This is a genomic window from Photobacterium sanguinicancri, assembly GCF_024346675.1.
In the GTDB taxonomy this organism is placed as follows: Bacteria; Pseudomonadota; Gammaproteobacteria; order Enterobacterales; family Vibrionaceae; genus Photobacterium; species Photobacterium sanguinicancri.
In genome coordinates this window covers 1,859,661-1,875,871 of the sequence record NZ_AP024850.1, presented here as the reverse complement: position 1 = coordinate 1,875,871, position 16,211 = coordinate 1,859,661, and the positions used below count along the sequence as shown (strand labels likewise).

At 44.9% G+C, this 16,211-nt stretch carries 21 protein-coding genes; 3 read left to right on the top strand and 18 right to left on the bottom strand.

What is annotated here, in order from left to right:
* Positions 1 to 67 precede the first annotated feature (67 nt).
* Positions 68 to 796 (bottom strand): SDR family oxidoreductase, encoded by a 729-nt coding sequence (locus OCU87_RS09055; RefSeq protein WP_261856943.1) that lies wholly within the window; start codon positions 794 to 796, stop codon positions 68 to 70.
* 160 nt (positions 797 to 956) lie between these two features.
* On the opposite strand from OCU87_RS09055, the gene OCU87_RS09050 reads away from it, so the two are divergent.
* The 3 genes from OCU87_RS09050 to OCU87_RS09040 all read left to right on the top strand — a co-directional run bounded on the left by OCU87_RS09050 (position 957) and on the right by OCU87_RS09040 (position 5,226).
* A complete protein-coding gene (locus OCU87_RS09050) occupies positions 957 to 2,129 on the top strand; it encodes an FIST signal transduction protein (RefSeq protein ID WP_261856942.1) in 1,173 nt (390 codons plus the stop codon).
* A gap of 3 nt (positions 2,130 to 2,132) precedes the next feature.
* A complete protein-coding gene (locus OCU87_RS09045; protein WP_062690678.1) occupies positions 2,133 to 4,226 on the top strand; it encodes a PAS domain-containing hybrid sensor histidine kinase/response regulator in 2,094 nt (697 codons plus the stop codon).
* Positions 4,227 to 4,767: 541 nt separating this feature from the next.
* Positions 4,768 to 5,226, top strand: coding sequence for a phage protein (locus OCU87_RS09040; RefSeq protein WP_261856941.1), 459 nt, complete (start codon positions 4,768 to 4,770; stop codon positions 5,224 to 5,226).
* Positions 5,227 to 5,838: 612 nt separating this feature from the next.
* Here the strand turns inward: OCU87_RS09040 and OCU87_RS09035 are convergent.
* The 17 genes from OCU87_RS09035 to OCU87_RS08955 form a co-directional block, all read right to left on the bottom strand.
* Positions 5,839 to 6,402 carry a hypothetical protein gene (locus tag OCU87_RS09035; protein WP_261856940.1) on the bottom strand — a complete coding sequence of 188 codons (564 nt, stop codon included), beginning with the start codon at positions 6,400 to 6,402 and terminating at the stop codon, positions 5,839 to 5,841.
* Positions 6,403 to 6,493: 91 nt separating this feature from the next.
* A complete protein-coding gene (locus tag OCU87_RS09030) occupies positions 6,494 to 6,742 on the bottom strand; it encodes a hypothetical protein (RefSeq protein WP_261856939.1) in 249 nt (82 codons plus the stop codon).
* A gap of 337 nt (positions 6,743 to 7,079) precedes the next feature.
* Entirely contained in the window at positions 7,080 to 7,277 is a 198-nt protein-coding gene (locus OCU87_RS09025) for a hypothetical protein (protein ID WP_261856938.1), read from the bottom strand.
* An 88-nt stretch (positions 7,278 to 7,365) separates the two neighbouring features.
* On the bottom strand, positions 7,366 to 7,977 hold the full coding sequence (locus tag OCU87_RS09020; protein ID WP_261856937.1) for a structural protein: 612 nt from the start codon (positions 7,975 to 7,977) through the stop codon (positions 7,366 to 7,368).
* A gap of 11 nt (positions 7,978 to 7,988) precedes the next feature.
* A complete protein-coding gene (locus OCU87_RS09015; protein ID WP_261856936.1) occupies positions 7,989 to 9,119 on the bottom strand; it encodes a hypothetical protein in 1,131 nt (376 codons plus the stop codon).
* A complete protein-coding gene (locus OCU87_RS09010) occupies positions 9,116 to 9,847 on the bottom strand; it encodes a hypothetical protein (RefSeq protein ID WP_261856935.1) in 732 nt (243 codons plus the stop codon). Before OCU87_RS09010 ends, OCU87_RS09015 begins: the two co-directional genes overlap by 4 nt.
* Entirely contained in the window at positions 9,847 to 10,401 is a 555-nt protein-coding gene (locus tag OCU87_RS09005) for a chemotaxis protein (RefSeq protein ID WP_261856934.1), read from the bottom strand. The genes OCU87_RS09010 and OCU87_RS09005 overlap by 1 nt, the downstream gene beginning before the upstream one ends.
* On the bottom strand, positions 10,394 to 10,837 hold the full coding sequence (locus OCU87_RS09000) for a hypothetical protein (RefSeq protein WP_261856933.1): 444 nt from the start codon (positions 10,835 to 10,837) through the stop codon (positions 10,394 to 10,396). Before OCU87_RS09000 ends, OCU87_RS09005 begins: the two co-directional genes overlap by 8 nt.
* A complete protein-coding gene (locus OCU87_RS08995) occupies positions 10,837 to 11,049 on the bottom strand; it encodes a hypothetical protein (protein WP_261856932.1) in 213 nt (70 codons plus the stop codon). Before OCU87_RS08995 ends, OCU87_RS09000 begins: the two co-directional genes overlap by 1 nt.
* Positions 11,049 to 11,198 (bottom strand): hypothetical protein, encoded by a 150-nt coding sequence (locus tag OCU87_RS08990; RefSeq protein ID WP_261856931.1) that lies wholly within the window; start codon positions 11,196 to 11,198, stop codon positions 11,049 to 11,051. Before OCU87_RS08990 ends, OCU87_RS08995 begins: the two co-directional genes overlap by 1 nt.
* A complete protein-coding gene (locus tag OCU87_RS08985; protein WP_261856930.1) occupies positions 11,198 to 11,470 on the bottom strand; it encodes a hypothetical protein in 273 nt (90 codons plus the stop codon). Before OCU87_RS08985 ends, OCU87_RS08990 begins: the two co-directional genes overlap by 1 nt.
* 10 nt (positions 11,471 to 11,480) lie before the next feature.
* The gene (locus OCU87_RS08980) at positions 11,481 to 12,332 is read right to left on the bottom strand and encodes a major capsid protein P2 (RefSeq protein ID WP_261856929.1); all 852 of its coding nucleotides are present in this window, start codon (positions 12,330 to 12,332) and stop codon (positions 11,481 to 11,483) included.
* A 258-nt stretch (positions 12,333 to 12,590) separates the two neighbouring features.
* The gene (locus OCU87_RS08975) at positions 12,591 to 13,259 is read right to left on the bottom strand and encodes an ATP-binding protein (protein WP_261856928.1); all 669 of its coding nucleotides are present in this window, start codon (positions 13,257 to 13,259) and stop codon (positions 12,591 to 12,593) included.
* Positions 13,259 to 13,759, bottom strand: coding sequence for a hypothetical protein (locus tag OCU87_RS08970; protein WP_261856927.1), 501 nt, complete (start codon positions 13,757 to 13,759; stop codon positions 13,259 to 13,261). The genes OCU87_RS08975 and OCU87_RS08970 overlap by 1 nt, the downstream gene beginning before the upstream one ends.
* A gap of 25 nt (positions 13,760 to 13,784) precedes the next feature.
* Positions 13,785 to 14,294, bottom strand: coding sequence for a hypothetical protein (locus OCU87_RS08965; protein WP_261856926.1), 510 nt, complete (start codon positions 14,292 to 14,294; stop codon positions 13,785 to 13,787).
* A complete protein-coding gene (locus tag OCU87_RS08960) occupies positions 14,287 to 14,460 on the bottom strand; it encodes a hypothetical protein (RefSeq protein WP_261856925.1) in 174 nt (57 codons plus the stop codon). The genes OCU87_RS08965 and OCU87_RS08960 overlap by 8 nt, the downstream gene beginning before the upstream one ends.
* Positions 14,461 to 14,474: 14 nt before the next feature.
* Positions 14,475 to 16,184 carry a rolling circle replication-associated protein gene (locus OCU87_RS08955; protein WP_261856924.1) on the bottom strand — a complete coding sequence of 570 codons (1,710 nt, stop codon included), beginning with the start codon at positions 16,182 to 16,184 and terminating at the stop codon, positions 14,475 to 14,477.
* Between the last annotated feature and the right edge of the window lie 27 nt (positions 16,185 to 16,211).

The following is a 16,211-nucleotide window of genomic DNA, read 5'->3' as shown; positions in this document are numbered from 1 at the left end:
TAGAGGTTTAATCAATAGGCCTCTATTTGTTTGACCAAAACATAACTTATCTTACCTTGCATTGCGCTTATTCAGCATAAATCATTTTCTTTGTCATACCGCCGTCGATAGTAAAATTCTCACCAGTGATAAAGCTTGCTTTGCTGCTTAATAAGAACTCCGCCATGTTTGCGATGTCGACGGTATGACCAACTTGGCCGGTTAGATGTTGCTTATGATCTATAGGGCGTAGCACTTCGTCTTCATTGGTATGTATCCACCCCGGAGATATGCAGTTCACACGTACATTTGGTCCTAAGCTGACCGCCAAGGCTTTCGTTAATGCAACTAAGCCGCCTTTAGACGCAGAGTATGCTTCTGTATTTGCTTCCGCTTGCACTGCTCGGGTAGAGGCTATGTTCACAACGGCACCTTGAGTTAAGTTAAGTAGCGATAGAGCAGCTTGGGTCATCATCAAAGGGGCTGTCAGGTTGATTTCAATCGTACGTTTCCAATCGTGCAAATTAAGCTCAGCTAATGGCGCATTATAGGGATTAGAAATTGCTGCATTATTCACTAAGCCATCCAACCGTCCATATTGACTCTGAATTTCATCAATAACACATTGGATCTCAGCCTGATTAGTCACATCTGCTTGACGAAAACGGATGAGTGGATTATTTGCCACTAACTTAAATCCTGACTCTTCATCAATATCCAAGGCAAAAACGACGGCATCGTGTCTGCTTAGTAAATCACAGATAGATTTCCCTATACCTCTTGCACCGCCAGTGACCAAAAACACCTTGTGTATCATTTTTATTCCTTACTACGCTGATTAAGCAATCGTTTTCATCCATAACGGCCAAGTGACAAAATTCTTAACACTTATTTAATTAAAAATACGATAGAAGGCTGATTGTTAGATAAAAAATGACTATCATTAATAAAAATTAATGCTAAGAATAATTAAAATTATGGATGTAGCCACTAGCTTTTCAGCCTTTCATTCATCAGAACAAGCAATTTCAGACGCTATTCGCAAACTCAATATGAAAATTGCGAACCCTAAATTAGTATTAGCGTACTTATCTGAACATTACGACGAACTCACCATTCAAGCTAGACTTGCAGAAGCTTACCCTGATAGTCAAATTTTGGCATGCACATCTTGCCAAGGTGTGATGACTGACGAAGGTTATAAACAAGGCGAGGGGATTGCGCTGTGGGCGCTTTGTGATTATAGAGGAGCGTATGGAACCGCTATTGTATCCTCAAACCAATCACCATACGACATGGCAAAACAAGCCGTTCTTCAAGCAATTGAAAATAGTAACCGCTTTGGAGAACTTCCGGCATTAATTTTGCTTCATGCTACTCCAGGTGCAGAAGAAGAAGTATTAAAAGGAATAGAAGACGAGCTCACCGTTCCTGTTCCTATTATTGGTGGTAGTGCTGCAGATGACTACGTAAAAGGCAATTGGAAGTTGTTCAATCAGGAACAAAGTACCCAAGATGGTGTTGGGATCTGTGTTTTTTACCCATCGTGTGAAATCAGTTTCTCGTTTCATTCTGGGTATGCAAGTACAGGGAAAAATGCTTATGCCACTAAAGTTGAAGGTCGTGAGATTATTGAATTAAATGGCCGTCCAGCAAGTGAAGTGTACTCTGGTTGGTTGGGGCAACCGCTAACGGCTTCGGGGATTATGCGAGAAAGTAGCTTAAACCCGCTGGGACGTATCGTCGGTAAGCTGCATGATTTACCTTATTTTAAATTATCACATCCGTGTAAGTTGACTAGTCGAGGTGGGATCGAATTCTTTGCCACTATTAATGAAGGCGAAAAGCTTTACTTTATGGAAGGTACTGAAGAAAGGCTTGTCAGTAGAGCTGGTCGGGTTATTGAATCTGCTAATGAAATAGGCAGTAGCCAAGCGCTTGATCCCATAGGTGGCATCGCTATTTACTGCGCAGGTTGCATGTTAAGAGTTCAAGATAAAATGAATGATGTTGCTACTTATATTAACACTGCGATGTATGATGCTCCATTTGTATGCGCCTTTACGTTTGGTGAACAAGGTCAGTTTACGGGGGGTGAAAATGCACATGGAAACCTGATGATTTCAGCCGTATTATTTCACAGGGATTAGCCAATGCCTCGTTTTGAGTCTGAAAAATTACAAGAAACATTGCTCGATTTGTTACGTAGTAATGAAAGGGAAAGACAGCTTCGTGATGAAAACGCGGCTATTTTAGCTGGTATTTCAGCAATGGCAGGTGCTAACAATAAACGACAAGTATTCAACAGCTTACTATCTGTTCTTCGTAAGTACATTGGCTTTGAAAATGCGATTGTATTAACCAGAGAAGATGAATCATCGCCATTACTAGAGCTAGTATCAACGAGCCCAGTATTTCAATCAACTGTTTGGGATGTCTCTAATACATTCATTCGCTGTATGAATGGTGAAAGTATTGTCCTATTTGCGCCAGATCGTGTTGAAGAGTTCTATCAACGCTCGCCAGAGCAAATGGCATATTGCCATTCAGCATTGCTCACAGGAGTCAAAGTAAGCACAGGTGATGCTTTACTCATTTTTATCCACTCTGAAAAAGGGCAATTCACACCACATTGCCGACGTGTACTTGATCGCTTCCGACCTTTATTAGAGCGGGCTATCATTGATATCGATTACAGAGAACGATTACAGTCGCTTGTCGCGGCAAGAACCCAAGAGCTCACCTATAGCCAGCAGCGGTTTAAAGATTTCGCAAATACTGTCGGTGATTGGTTTTGGGAAATCGACACCGATTATATATTTACCTATATCTCCGCTCCTGATCTTGCTGGCCATATCGTCGATAATGAAAACATCCTCGATATCTTTGATGATCAAGAAAGTGTACGCCAACAATTATTAACAAAGCTTGAAAGCCAAGAATCGTTTGAAGATGTTGAGTGGCAGTTGCCTGATAGTGAAGGGGGCTTGTGGATCAGTATAAGTGGTACAGCATACTTTAATAAAAAAGGTAAGTTGCTTGGCTACCGCGGAACAGCCAAAAACATCACCAGCCGTAAACAGCGTCTCTTTGATTTACTAGAAGCACGTAAACAAGCTGAATCAGCAAACAAAGCCAAATCACAATTCTTAGCGATGATGAGCCATGAGATTCGAACACCGCTCAATGGTGTCTTAGGATTGATGGATACATTAGCTGATTCTGGGCTCGATACTGAGCAAAAGAGTTGGCTCAATCAAATGGATCAGTCAGCACAATTACTACTAACAATCATTAACGACATTTTAGATTTATCGCGTATAGAGTCAGGAAACTTTGAGCTCTATCATTCAAAAATGCGTATCCAAGAGAGCATTGATCTAGTTGTTAGCCAGTTAAAAGAACAAGCTATCATCAAGAATATAGATTTAACAGCGTATATTGAAGATTCTATCCCTGAATTTATTCATGGTGATAAAAATCGAATCGCTCAAATCATGTTTAACTTAGTAGGTAATGCCATTAAGTTTACTAATGATGGCGCAGTTCATATCGTCGCTAAAGCCATAGAAGGTAAAATTCACGTATCAGTCACCGATACAGGCATTGGCATCGCGAAAGAAGCTCAGAAAAACTTGTTTAATCCATTCATTCAAGCAGATTGTAGTATCACACGACGCTATGGTGGCACCGGACTAGGTTTAGCTATTAGCCAACATTTAATTACTAAAATGCGTGGTGAAATAAGACTGGAAAGCGACTTAGGATCTGGTAGCTGTTTTACTATGATATTGCCATGCTTAAACTGTAATACAGAGCTTTCAGAGCAGCAAAAAGAAATATATCCAGCCAGTGATCATGGATTGAGTATTTTACTTGCAGAAGACAGTCAAACGAATCAGCTGGTTGCGAAGCTGATGTTAGAGAAACGAGGTCATAAGGTTCAGATATCCAATAACGGTGATGAAGCTATCGCAATGTATAACCAAAATCCAAACAGCTACGATATTATCCTGATGGATATTTCCATGCCGGTCCTTGATGGGCTAAAAGCCACACAGATTCTTAGAAAGCGCGGTTACAAAATTCCAATCATCGCTTTAACAGCAAATGCGATGGATTCGGATCGTATTTTGTGTGAAGACGCAGGAATGAATGATTTCCTTGCTAAACCCATACAAGTTCCTGAGCTTGAACTGATTTTGCGCAAGTATCAGTTCATTACACAAACCGCTAAAGCAAGTTAGTGTTAAGCAATAGCTTGAAAAGATCTACAGAGTCAGCATAACGCTGACTCTGTAATAAACACTTAAGTTGAAGCACCATGCAAACTGAACATTTGCAGCAGTACTTAAACATAGGTGTTTATTACCTATTTTATGGTAAATACGCAATACTGTTAAATAACACGCCGTAACGAGCCTAAATAAGAGAAGAGGAGAACAAATAGATGCCAAGTAGTACTGACATTACCATCTCTAGACACCTTATTTAACATAATATATATAATGCGCACTGGGTGGTACTTTTTTAACATGGTTCAAGCCCAATCTGAGTTAATGCCGAAACCTATGATTTCTCTATCAAAAAATCCTTTGGAAACAATTATCTATATAACTACTTTGTGGTTTTATCACTTTGTTGCTGTGGTTATCTTGCCTGTGCTTGATAAGTTTGTGCTTTGGTTCGATACCTAGAATTGTTAACGGTAATCGGCTTTACCTATCAGTACACACCTTATCAATCGAAAAATAGAATCAAACTTAGATATTTTTTGCGAGGTACATCATGCTCCACGAATCGTTTGTTAAGCTGTTTTGGCGTTGTTTCGATGATATTCCCCAAGGTGCGGCTTGGTTTCATGTTCAGCCCATCACCGTAAAACGTTGGTTATCTGGCTGGATGGACGTTAATCCAATGGCTGAAAAACTGCTGTTGATTCGGGTTCGTGGCTATTTGCCTGATGATACCCGCTGGACGGGATTTCGGATTGATGAGGAACGCTGTGTGATTATCACGCCCGAAGGTCGAATGTTCAGCCCCAAAGAGCTGGATTCTGTCGCGTTACGGTTTGATGAGTATCATCAGTTAAAACGTATGTACGAATTGGACTATGTTCCCGTGCGTTCCAATGTGGTGACGCCATTACCGTTTCGTGGTGGTCGCCGTCTGAAGCAACCAAAAAGTGACACGGTAACCAAAGAGAAAAAGAAGATGTATCGCGAGGTAGCCAAGAAAAGAATGTGACAACTTCCCTAGCCTTTAATATTAAAAGCCCGCGAACTGCGGGCTTTGTCAGGCGTTGGGAATCCGTAATGAAAGCTTTGTTATAACGCTGCGTTAAGGTATGAGCAACGTAATACAGACCACCTTAAACACTAAAATCAACGCATAGTGAAATGCCACACGTGCGAATAGTTTGTATGGTGTTTACCACTTACGCTCAAAATTGGTTCGGACAATTCGTGAGATATATGAATTTAAGCCTTGTCCTTGCCTAGCAAGATCTTGCATTTGTTCAACTACTGCTGCACCTGGTCTCTGGCTCGTATATAAATAGTATTGCCATCTCCCAGACATGAATTTTACTGTGATTGAATTACCATCAACCTCATATGCCTCTACATTAGAGTTACCATTATGATTCATATACGGTGTCATACTTAAGCCCTCTTATTCTGAATAAATCTGATACTTCAAAGCGCGATTAGTATGCAACTAAACACTCAGAAAAAAAGAGATATAGGCACCAATTCCATAATGACACCTAACGCTGCAATGAGGTGCGCCACGATGAACTCACCAAGAACATCTACCGCCGAGTTTAACGCGTCACCTTGACTGGTTTTTATGAAAATTTTATCGATGTTCCTCGCTTTTTAGCATTTTACGAAAAACAAATTCCATTTGATTAAACACTTGAATTTTAAGCTGACTTGCTAAATGCTCATACTCTTTCTCATTTTCAGATTTCAACAGCCCATATCCCGTAACAATAACTCCATTAATATCCAATGCAACAGATTGAGGAAAGTACAAACGGTTAAGATCAAAGAAATAACTTAGCTCTCTAAAACTAGGCTCTATATCAAGGGAGTTATCAACTCGCAGTTTCTTGTCACTAACTTCAACAAAATTATTCATGAGTTTATATAACTTTGTAATGACTTCTTCGCGTCTTTGATACAAGCTACTGAACGCAACCTCATGCTCTTTTTGAAGTTTTAGCAATTGAGACTTCAAACTCTCTATTTCTTTTTGATACTGCTGTTTTTGTTCTTCTAGCGTTTGTGCATTAACTAAATCATATTTTTTAATAGCTCCTGTCGCGATTGTATTGGCAAACAATTTACCAATAAAGCCAATGGCAGCAGTACTTCCAGCTGCCGCCAAAATTATCCTAAATGCTGATTCAAAATCCATATTATCCCTGTAGTTTTCATACGCCCTGTTAAGGGGTGAATAAGTCGCTGCATAACGCATAGTGAAAATGATATGCCTCTTGAACAGTCTGTTAGCCTTTGGACTCAAAGTGATGCGTTATTACTTGTAATAAAATTGGCACATAAGAACTCCAATCGACTGGTTTACCCTCAACAGAGTGCTCGACTAACTGATCTTTGATATCACCATCGACATCAGGCATTAATTCGTTGAGAAAATCCGTCAACTCTTGTTCTTTGGTGATCAATGGATACCCATCGCATTTTAACGCCTCAACCTTATCGATGATTTCTTTGTGTTTGGTATGACTTAATTTCATATATGTTAGATGGTTAGGAAAGGTAAAGCATATTATCTGGTAAATTTATTTTTATGCAACAACAGATATATTTAACCGAGAAGGCTAACATTAGTCTTCTCGTATGCTTTGCGTGAAACCAGCACACTAGACAACAAGTAGCTTATTCATTAAAGATAAACAATCATGTAAAGAAAAATACTATTCGAGCCGTGAAATTCGCTTATCATGGCTCTCTAACATTCTCTTTATCCAAGCAATATCCGTCTTCATAGCAATACCCGTCCCAAACGCTGAGCAAAACCCCGTGGCCGCAGCCACGAGTATGGTTTGATATAACTCCATACTCGTCACTCTCCTACTTTTTCTCGTTACGCAGCATATCCCATAGGCCAACCGCTAACGATGCGACCAAAGGCACAACGCCACCGATTTGGGTACTGCCTTCTGAAATGGCAATGTTTGCCAGCTCGGTGTTACCCGTGACCAAACCCGCCACGCCAGCGCCTAACAGCAGTAAACCCGAACGGGTGCTTTTCTGTTTAAAATCAATCATAGCCAACCTTTTTTCCTTAAAAACTTGAGTGTGTAAGCGCCGATAACGACGCCCGTGACGCTAATTGCAATGGTGGTTGCGGCCTTATTCATGCCAGTTTTACCCCTTCCATTACTTCGTGCATTGGGTACAAGTGCCCGACTTCCATTTTTGCCATGGCTCTTAGCAGTGACGCGGCAACTTGTTTATTGCGAACATCGAGCATTTGATGTTTATCAAACCCCGTTTCACGACAAACAAAATTTACATAATGGTCGCTGTTGTTTTCATGCGCTGGCGCGAACGTATGCACAATAGAGTAAACGGTATTGATACCGCGCTTTTGATAACTGCGAAGAATGCGCGTTGCTGCTCGAAAGCCGTACTTCACATGCGTAAATTCTTCAAATGCTTTGTCATCATCGGTTTTACGTTCACCTTTCCAATTCGTGCGATCACCTTTTGATTCACGAATATTTAAAGGATTGTTATTACGAATGCCGCGCGGTTTTCTTTTTAAAACATTTCCCATCATGTCACCTATGAAATTAACAGTATTTTTCATGTCGGTTACTGTTGGGTTATTCCCAAGAGCAACCGAACCGCTATGAATAAGCGCGGCATTCTTATGTTGTTTTTGCTTTTTATTTAAATATGCAAACAAACCGAGACCTAGAACGACACAGCCACCGCCAACAATTACAACTCGTTTAGAATTCACGCGCTCACCACTTAATAAAGCCCAATACGTACAGGCATCGCCGACCAATTCAGATAAACACCAAGATACAAAGCATCACCAAAACGGCTCACTACATTGTCAGGAATGAATACTGTAATCGTATCGCCATCAACAGATAACAACTTCACACCGTCAGCATCGTTGTAAGCCTTGTTACCAATGTAAAAGCCCGTGAATGAAAAATGCTTATCAAAGCCTTGAGGACACGCGAACGAAACCCCTTTGGGTCTGTTACTTTTAAAGGTGTAAATATTCGGTTGTTCGGGGGCAAAGTCTCGGCAAGAGTAATTCAAGCCATCAACAAAGCGTTGATACCCCAGCATATCGGTTTGATGGGTGACGTTTTCCGCTTCCCATGTTGGGTTTTTATCACTACGGATTAGCTCCACACCATGCAAAAAGAGGCTTTTGCTCTCTGCTTGTGGGTCAATTTCAACAAACAGCACCGTATATTCACCCGCTCTCGACGCTTCAAATTCTTGACTCTCTAACGTCTGCACATCGAACGCACCAAAGTGCGGGCTTGTGTTATCAGAATCATACGTGGCGCGGGTTGAAATTAACTCTTGCGACACTCTCAACGGATAAAGAGAACCGCTACCATAACAACTCGCCCCTACGGTTATCTTTGCGCCTACCTCCGTTGAGAAATAGATACGGGCTTTGTATTTCGCTTTAATATTGGGTAACTGAATAACTTGGTAAACAGAGCCTTTTACATTGCTCGCCATGCACCAAATACTCTGGCTATCAAACGGGATAGCTTTACTAAAGCCATGCCAATACAACTGGCGCTTAGCACTGAAAGCGCCTGTTAGAACGGTTGGGTCGTTTTTTGAAGATGATGCGAATGCCCAACCGTCACCAAGCGCACAGCTATTTTGATTCGGTGAACCTACAACGGCGTTGTCTATTTGGTTCCCTTCGTATTCAAGTTGAGCAACTTTATCGGTGATGTTATCCAAGAACGCCCCGTTGTGTACCCAGCTACGGATACCACTGGCTTTGCCCAATAGCTTGAGCAATTCAGCCGAGCGGGCTTCTAATTCATCTGCAAGAAACTCCACTTTGTTGCGTGGGTCGCCTGCTGGCAGTTGTTCTCGCAAGGTTTTCCCTGTCATCGTACTACCTCGTAAATTTCAATAATGTCGCCGTCTGTGCCTGAGAAAGTCAGTTCACAAGTGGCTTCAATCTTTTGTTTTTCGCCTGCGGCCAGTGAAAAGCCCCCTGCCAACACCACTTCGGCCACATTGGTGGCTTTGGCTTTGATAACCGCATGGCAGCGGCGAGTATTGGCAGCCAGTGACGCTGCATTTGCGGTCACTGTTAATTGCGTGGCTGTTAACTCGCTGCCGCCTGTCGGCTTGGTGAGCAGCGGTGTGGTTGCGGTGACGCGAACCACTTGCCCTGTTGCCAGTTGCACTTTAGGTAACGCGCTAACGGCAACGTTTTGATTTTCAGCCAGTACCGTTGGGGGCATGGCTTCAATGTTTACCGCTTGGTTTGGCGCTAACTGCATCGCGGGTTGCTCTGTCACGGCAACATTCATGCTTTGCCCTGCGGCCATTTCAAGCGCGGGCATCTTTTCAACGCTGACTTGTTGCCCATCGGCGGGCGGTACGTAACGGCCATAACCTGAAATCAATTCGATTTCACCCGCATCGCCGAGGTTTTCAATGGTTAAACGCCCTGCCAATTTAGGGTCTATTACCTGAGCGCCTTGCTTTAGGCGGTATTCGCCACGGTCGGTTTGAATGAGTACCGTCCCCGTGCAACGTTCCACATAAAGAAATTCGCCGACCAATTGAAAATCGGTGCGCTGGTATGGCTGCATCATTTGCTTAAACATTACTTACCTCGCATCAAAAACATCACGGCAAGAAACCCCATCACCAAACCCACGGTAATGGTCATCTGCTTAGTGGTTTGGACTTGGCCGCCGTCGGCTTTCATCCCTGCTAATTCCGTCAGCGTTTCAAGGTTCTTGCTGTTTTGTGCCGCTTGGTTGCCAGCCATGCCCGCAATGTATTGCAAGTTCTCACTGTGCGCCGTGGTCACATGCTTCATGGCCGTTTTCGACACATCCGCATTAGTGGTTAATGCCTTTTCACCAAAGTTCATGGCGTTTTTCACCACGTCTTTGCCCATGTTTAAGGCATCACTGGTCACTTTGGCATTGGTTTCTAACGCCTTGGTGCTGACTTCGGTGTTACTGGTTAACGCCAATTCTCCCAACTCTGCGGCGCGTTCCATTGCGCCGTGGTCTGTCATGGTGACGTCGATGTTTGAGTCGTTAACCCCAGAAATGGCGACACCGAGGTTGTCACCCTGAATGGCATTTTGACCACTGGTGTTGGTACTGGTCGTTGTATTGTCACTTTTACTGTTGCCGCCCTTACCCATTTAACCCTCCAGTATCATCCATCAGGTTTAATCGGTGCTTCGTTTCTGAGGTGTTCGCCAGCTCGCGTACTTGTTCTTCTGTTGCACCTAAACGGTTGAAGATACGGCGCATGCCTTTGCGGTAGGTATGGCAGGTCACAAAGGGATAACCGCAAGCAGCAACACGCTCAATAATGTAAAGCGCACCTTCCATCACATAGCCTCGGCCAGCGAGCGCAATAATGTGATAACCGCCATCGTTCATGACTTTACCCGCGAACCACAATTTCACGCCTTTACCTGATAGCAGATAGAACGACGCGCCCTGATTGAGTATCTTGTCTCGGGTTTCTTCAAACTCGCCTTTAGGATCATCTGAGCCGACAAAGGCAGCTTTCAAAAATTTCAGGTTGGCATCAAAATCGGCGGCCGTTGGTCGAATAATTCGGAAATACATCAGCCCACCTTCTTAATCAGAAACCAAACCGCGAGCAGTGCCAGCAGTACGGGCAACCAATTCCCCAGTGCATTGCCGCCACCCATATTGATAGCGCCAACCTTGAAACCCATGTTGTTATCAGCGGTTGCAGAAGATGGTCCAGCCGAACCACCGCCTGCATCAATCGGCATTGAACCGCTGTTTGTGAGTGCGCCGATACCTGGCATCATTATTTCAATACCCCCGTGATATTGATGAGCCATAAACCCATCACGACAGTAATCAACAGTTTCAGGGTGCGGCTAAATGCCTCACCCGTGAACATGCCCCCAACAAAACCCACAGTGCCGACCAATAACGGCCAGAAAAGTAATGGCATTATTTCCCCCGCGTCATTAAGAACATGAACACCATTAACACCACCATGCCGCCGCCCATCATCAACATCATGTTGGTGCTGGTCAGTGGTTGGTAATTAATGGGTTGCCCGTCGGGTTGACGGGCAGGCTCTTCTTTCGGGCGCTGTTGTTCGGGCGCGGCGTCTTTGACTTTGTTGGTTTCATTATCAAACCAACCATCAACCCAAGACTCACCCCCGCTTATGATGGAATCGGTAATACCGCCGAGGGTTTCACCCCAATCATCAAACATAAGCCCCCCTTTAAGCCGCCGTTGGTAACGCTGCGACCTGTTCAACCGCTTCGATGATCACGGGAATACTGCCCGTTTGTGATTTATCCAACTCAAAGCCCAATTGACTATGCGCAGCGGTGTTTAACATGCCTTCTGCACCAAAGCCGTAGCGGATAAAGTCGAGACTTAACCAGCCTTGGGTTTGTTCTTTCTTGGATTGGGCTAAATCGAACGCGTTATCGGCTTTGGTGACGTTCAGCTCTTCAAACGAGTCACGCAAAATTCGCACACGATCAATCGACTCATCTTTGAAGTGGATACGCTTGATATTGAAAGTTGCACTACGCTCGGCAAAATCAAAGGTTGTTCGGCCAGCGGCAGACGCGAACCATGTAATTTCTTTGAGGCGCGGCATGTAGTAACGCTCACTTTGTGCGGGTAGCACATGCGCACGGGCACGAATAGACGGCGCAACAATCGGTTGGCCTTGTGCATCCGCCGTGGGTTTGGCTTTGAGCGTGATATGCACAAACCAGATTTCACCTTGTTTAGTCACAAGGTCGGTTTGGCGGACACCGATTTTGGTACGTAGCGTGGCATCACCAAACGAGATGATGTAACGGCCAGCTTCGGCGTAGTTTTTACGGTGTGATTGAATGGCAACCAAGGTGTCAGCCGATACGCTGTAAATTGGCGAACCATTGAGTGACACTTCAACGCGTTCAATGTCTTTTGGGTCAAGAATGTCGGTCACAAGCTCAATGCTGTGATACGTCGGGCCCGAAACCAAACGCAGTGACGCGCGGTTACCCCAACCCACGCCTTCAACGGGGTCGAGTTCTTTCGGGCGAGGTGCAAACTTAGTGCTAAGTAATTCCATTTGTTTGCGCTCCCTTAACCGATTTGGTCTTCAACGGCATCAACGTTGTTAGACGCCCAAACCACTACACCCGCAACCACCAAGGCAATAAAGCCCGTTACGATGTAGCCTTTCGTTTTTGCATTCATTTGATTTCTCTCTGTGGTTTAAATGACTTAAAGCCACATCAGAAAAGCAAGGGATTCGGTTTTAAGGCAAACAAAAAAAAGCCCGTAAACCTATAGGTCACGGGCTTGGTGATATTTGCTTTGGGTCACACTAAAAGCGAAGTTTGTCTTTGGTGTGGCTGTTCATGGTGTCACCGTCTTTTAAGAAATATTCCAGCTTTTTCAGGCTTAAAATCTCAGTGAGCGGTATGCCTGTTTCAGCGGCGAGGTACTTAGCATCATTTTCACGGGCTTGAATCCCCACCCATTTGTAACGGCTGTTACCTAAAATGGTTTTGGGTACTTCTTGCCCACGCTGAAACGGGTTAATCGCATGGATACCAAACTTACGGCCAACCCGCATGATGGAACCGTGTGTGCCTTTGGCCTTGCCCGAGGTATCAGCAAACTGAGCACACTCTTCAAACACGGCCTTTAGCGGTTTAGTGTGGTTGCCATCGCCACAGCCCCACACGATTTGGGCGAAACGCTCAAAATCTTCTTGAGTCGGTTCACCGCTAAAAGTTTTGGCAATCTTAAAGCCTTGGTTGGTTTTGCGTCCCGCCAAGACAGCGCGGGTAAAATCGCCCCATTTCTCATAGGTGCGCACCATACGCCCCGCAATGCGTTCGTCATAATCGCCGTACGGGTCAAAAAATACGGCTTGGTCAGTCGGCTTAATGAATAGCTTTTTCACGGCGGAGGTTTTACCACCGCCCGAGGTGCTAATCAGTGACACATGGTTATTGGCTAAGCTGTTATTGGGATTAATCGGCTTCATTATGCAGCCTCCTGTGTGGTATCTCCCACTTGGTCATCGTTCTGAGCATCGGCGGCCAGCAAGGCCTTATCTTCGGCGTTCAAACGTTTGATTTCGCCGTAACTTGCCATGCCCAATGAACCGATGGCTTTTAGCGCGGTGATTTCAGCTTGGTAAGCCGCTAACCATTCAGGCAATAACGCCCCGTATTTGATGAGTACAGGGGCACAATTTTTGATCACGTCATCACGGTTATGGTCAGGGATTTTAAAGCGTGGGTGCACCGTGCTTTGAATCGCCATTTCAATGGCGGCTAACCCCATGTAAGCGGTCATTTGTGCGCCTTGTTCGGCTAACGCGTTTTGCTCTGATTCGGTTTGTTCAGCCTTGGCCGTGGCTTCGGGGTCAAAATCTTGGGTATCATTGGCTTTATCAACCGCATCCATTGCTTTAATCATCGCGCTTTCTTGTTCAGGTGAAACGCTTTCGTTGTTTTCTGGTACTAGGTTTTGTTCGTCCATAAATAGCCTATAGGTTTAATGTTGATTAGAAACGTGTGATAACACCGCCGCAAATAGCCCCGAGAACCACCCCGCGAAAGATTGCCCAGAAGGCAGGTTTTTCGGTTTGGGGTTCGGTTTCTGTTTGGTTTGGTTTTCGGCTTGTAACCGTAGTTGTTGTTGCTTCACTATCGCTGCTTTTACCGCTTGGTTTTTGCAGTGCTGGCGGTGTTTCTTGAGCGATGCTTTCGGGTTCTTGGTGGTTGCCATTTGCCTCAATGCCTTCGGGTAAGGTTACGGGGTCACTTTGTTTGGTGGCTTGTTCGGCTGCCAGTAAGGCGGCCATGCTTGGGTAATGCGCTTTGAATTTGGTTTGCACGGGGTCGCCCGTGCGTTGGTCAGTGCCGCAGTTATCACAGACGGAATACAAGAAATTCGCCCGCTTACCTTTGGCTTGATGCAGCGTGCGCACATCACCACACTCACAACGTTGGCCGCCAATTGTTGGGTTGGCGGTGTTACGTGCTGGAAAACCGTTGCTGTCTGTTTTAGCCATTGAAACCACCACTACGTTGTTCAAGTTCATTTAGCTTGTCGTTGACGCCTTGCATCCATACCAACACCAAACGCAATGGCGCGAGGATTTTGCCTGCAAACATATTGCCTTTGGCCTGCTCGACTTCTTGAGCAAGTTCATCCGTGATTTTTTGCAACTGACTCATAGTGTTCCTTACTGTTAGGCTGCGAGTTGTTGGTACTGCTCGACCAACATCATTGAATAAGATTCAGTGGCTTTGATTTCGTCCTCTGAATATATCGGTGGTGAAAGTGGATCATGTAAAACGCTTTGCCAGTAAGCGCGTTTTTCTTTGAAGCGGTAAAAGTGGTCGGCGTATTCGCTTTGCGCAGCATCGCGAGCAACATCAACCGCTTTGTGGTAATCGTCATCAGCATCGGTGGCCACCATCGACCAACCCCGAGCGCCAGCCGCCCACAATAGAAAGTCGTAGGCTTTTTCTTCGGATTGCTCACCATCAAACGACACACAAAACAGGTTGTTACTTGTGGCATGAACACCACGGCTTTTGATTTGGTCGCGTGCGGCTTTGGCTTGGTGTTCTAGCCTGGCAATTAAGGCCGACAGTTTTTTGAGGTGTTCTTTCGGTTTCTTGGCTTTTTTAGCAATGGCCTTGGCGGCAATCGCTTGGTCTTTTTGCTTTTCAATGCGCTTTAATCGGCGGGTTAAGGGTTTGCGCCATTGTTCTAACTTGTAACCCAGTTCTTTGATAATCGCGGCCATGTTGCTGGCTTCAAAACTGGCAACACAATCCCATGCTGGCGCACGACTACAGCGGGCGATGTTGTAACGGTTGCCACGGATTAACCCTTGGTCTGCATTTTCACCTTTAGCGGCATAACCCACAGCTTTGATTAAATAAGAACCTGCTGCTTTGGGTTGGTTAATATGTTCAAGGTGCGCGAACCCATTGCCCCAAAGGCTTTCGATTCGGTTTGCCCACGCTTCAAAGTAATTACGTTCTACATTCCAATTCATCAACAAATGCACATGCGGGTTAGGTTCACCGTCATCATTTGCCGGGCATTCTGCCACCCACATGTAATGAAATGGTTTTTCAATGCCGTCTAGCTCAAACGGTTGTTCATCTTTGCCGATACCGTGCCAACCACGCTGATACATTTTTTTCGCCCCATCTAAAAAACGGGATACTTCTTTGCCGAGCGTGGTGTCTTTGCTGAATATGGCGTTGCGCTGTTCAGGGGTAAACGTCAGGGTCAAAAATGTGGTGAACCCGCCATGACACGCAGCAACATACGCGCCCGACTCAAAAATTTTGGTCACAGCGCGTTTAGTCAGGTTTTCAGTGTAGCGATCACCACTTTGTTGCTCGGGTGCGTCACTTGGTCGGGTTTGGGTATGGTGCAAAACACGAAATTGCCCCGACCATTCACGATTCATCAGTCGAACTGTGGATAATGCCTTGCCTTCATTCGCCTCTGTGCTGGCGTACAAGGTGTCGTGATTGTAGAAAGCCTCGGCACTGTCTAACGTGGTATTACCTCGCCTAGCCTTGTTTAAAACCCCTACACGGTGCGCAATTCTTGACTGTTTTAGTCGTGTCGGACTTTTGCGCCCTTGGACAAGCCTATTGTCTTCGTCACTTCGTGCCGCCGCTGCGCGGAGCGATTGGGCATTAAAAGTCGGCGTATTCGTTACGTGGTCACGTTGTTGTTGGGCGATAAAATCAGTATCGCGGTTAACGCGGTTTAGTTCCCACAGTTGCTGTGGCGTAATCGGTTGAGGACGCGCACCGCAAAAATCGAATCCTAAAAAACCAGCATCATAGCTGGCTTGGTGGTTTTGGGTCACATCTTGTGGCTGCACGGCGGCAGCCACATAACGGAGATCTTTATTTGTTATCGTCATCAGTGACACCCCTTTCAAGTGATATAT

What these genes read in the sequence shown, in the direction of transcription:
- OCU87_RS09010 (WP_261856935.1), bottom strand. Translation starts at nt 9,847, where the DNA reads ATGTTTAAGCAAATGATGCAGCCATACCAGCGCACCGATTTTCAATTG.
- OCU87_RS09015 (WP_261856936.1), bottom strand. Translation starts at nt 9,119, where the DNA reads ATGACAGGGAAAACCTTGCGAGAACAACTGCCAGCAGGCGACCCACGC.
- OCU87_RS08970 (WP_261856927.1), bottom strand. Translation starts at nt 13,759, where the DNA reads ATGGACGAACAAAACCTAGTACCAGAAAACAACGAAAGCGTTTCACCT.
- OCU87_RS08960 (WP_261856925.1), bottom strand. Translation starts at nt 14,460, where the DNA reads ATGAGTCAGTTGCAAAAAATCACGGATGAACTTGCTCAAGAAGTCGAG.
- OCU87_RS09025 (WP_261856938.1), bottom strand. Translation starts at nt 7,277, where the DNA reads ATGATTGATTTTAAACAGAAAAGCACCCGTTCGGGTTTACTGCTGTTA.
- OCU87_RS08965 (WP_261856926.1), bottom strand. Translation starts at nt 14,294, where the DNA reads ATGGCTAAAACAGACAGCAACGGTTTTCCAGCACGTAACACCGCCAAC.
- OCU87_RS08995 (WP_261856932.1), bottom strand. Translation starts at nt 11,049, where the DNA reads ATGATGCCAGGTATCGGCGCACTCACAAACAGCGGTTCAATGCCGATT.
- OCU87_RS09035 (WP_261856940.1), bottom strand. Translation starts at nt 6,402, where the DNA reads ATGGATTTTGAATCAGCATTTAGGATAATTTTGGCGGCAGCTGGAAGT.
- OCU87_RS09050 (WP_261856942.1), top strand. Translation starts at nt 957, where the DNA reads ATGGATGTAGCCACTAGCTTTTCAGCCTTTCATTCATCAGAACAAGCA.
- OCU87_RS08980 (WP_261856929.1), bottom strand. Translation starts at nt 12,332, where the DNA reads ATGGAATTACTTAGCACTAAGTTTGCACCTCGCCCGAAAGAACTCGAC.
- OCU87_RS08985 (WP_261856930.1), bottom strand. Translation starts at nt 11,470, where the DNA reads ATGTTTGATGATTGGGGTGAAACCCTCGGCGGTATTACCGATTCCATC.
- OCU87_RS08990 (WP_261856931.1), bottom strand. Translation starts at nt 11,198, where the DNA reads ATGCCATTACTTTTCTGGCCGTTATTGGTCGGCACTGTGGGTTTTGTT.
- OCU87_RS09005 (WP_261856934.1), bottom strand. Translation starts at nt 10,401, where the DNA reads ATGGGTAAGGGCGGCAACAGTAAAAGTGACAATACAACGACCAGTACC.
- OCU87_RS09030 (WP_261856939.1), bottom strand. Translation starts at nt 6,742, where the DNA reads ATGAAATTAAGTCATACCAAACACAAAGAAATCATCGATAAGGTTGAG.
- OCU87_RS09000 (WP_261856933.1), bottom strand. Translation starts at nt 10,837, where the DNA reads ATGTATTTCCGAATTATTCGACCAACGGCCGCCGATTTTGATGCCAAC.
- OCU87_RS09040 (WP_261856941.1), top strand. Translation starts at nt 4,768, where the DNA reads ATGCTCCACGAATCGTTTGTTAAGCTGTTTTGGCGTTGTTTCGATGAT.
- OCU87_RS09055 (WP_261856943.1), bottom strand. Translation starts at nt 796, where the DNA reads ATGATACACAAGGTGTTTTTGGTCACTGGCGGTGCAAGAGGTATAGGG.
- OCU87_RS08975 (WP_261856928.1), bottom strand. Translation starts at nt 13,259, where the DNA reads ATGAAGCCGATTAATCCCAATAACAGCTTAGCCAATAACCATGTGTCA.
- OCU87_RS09045 (WP_062690678.1), top strand. Translation starts at nt 2,133, where the DNA reads ATGCCTCGTTTTGAGTCTGAAAAATTACAAGAAACATTGCTCGATTTG.
- OCU87_RS08955 (WP_261856924.1), bottom strand. Translation starts at nt 16,184, where the DNA reads ATGACGATAACAAATAAAGATCTCCGTTATGTGGCTGCCGCCGTGCAG.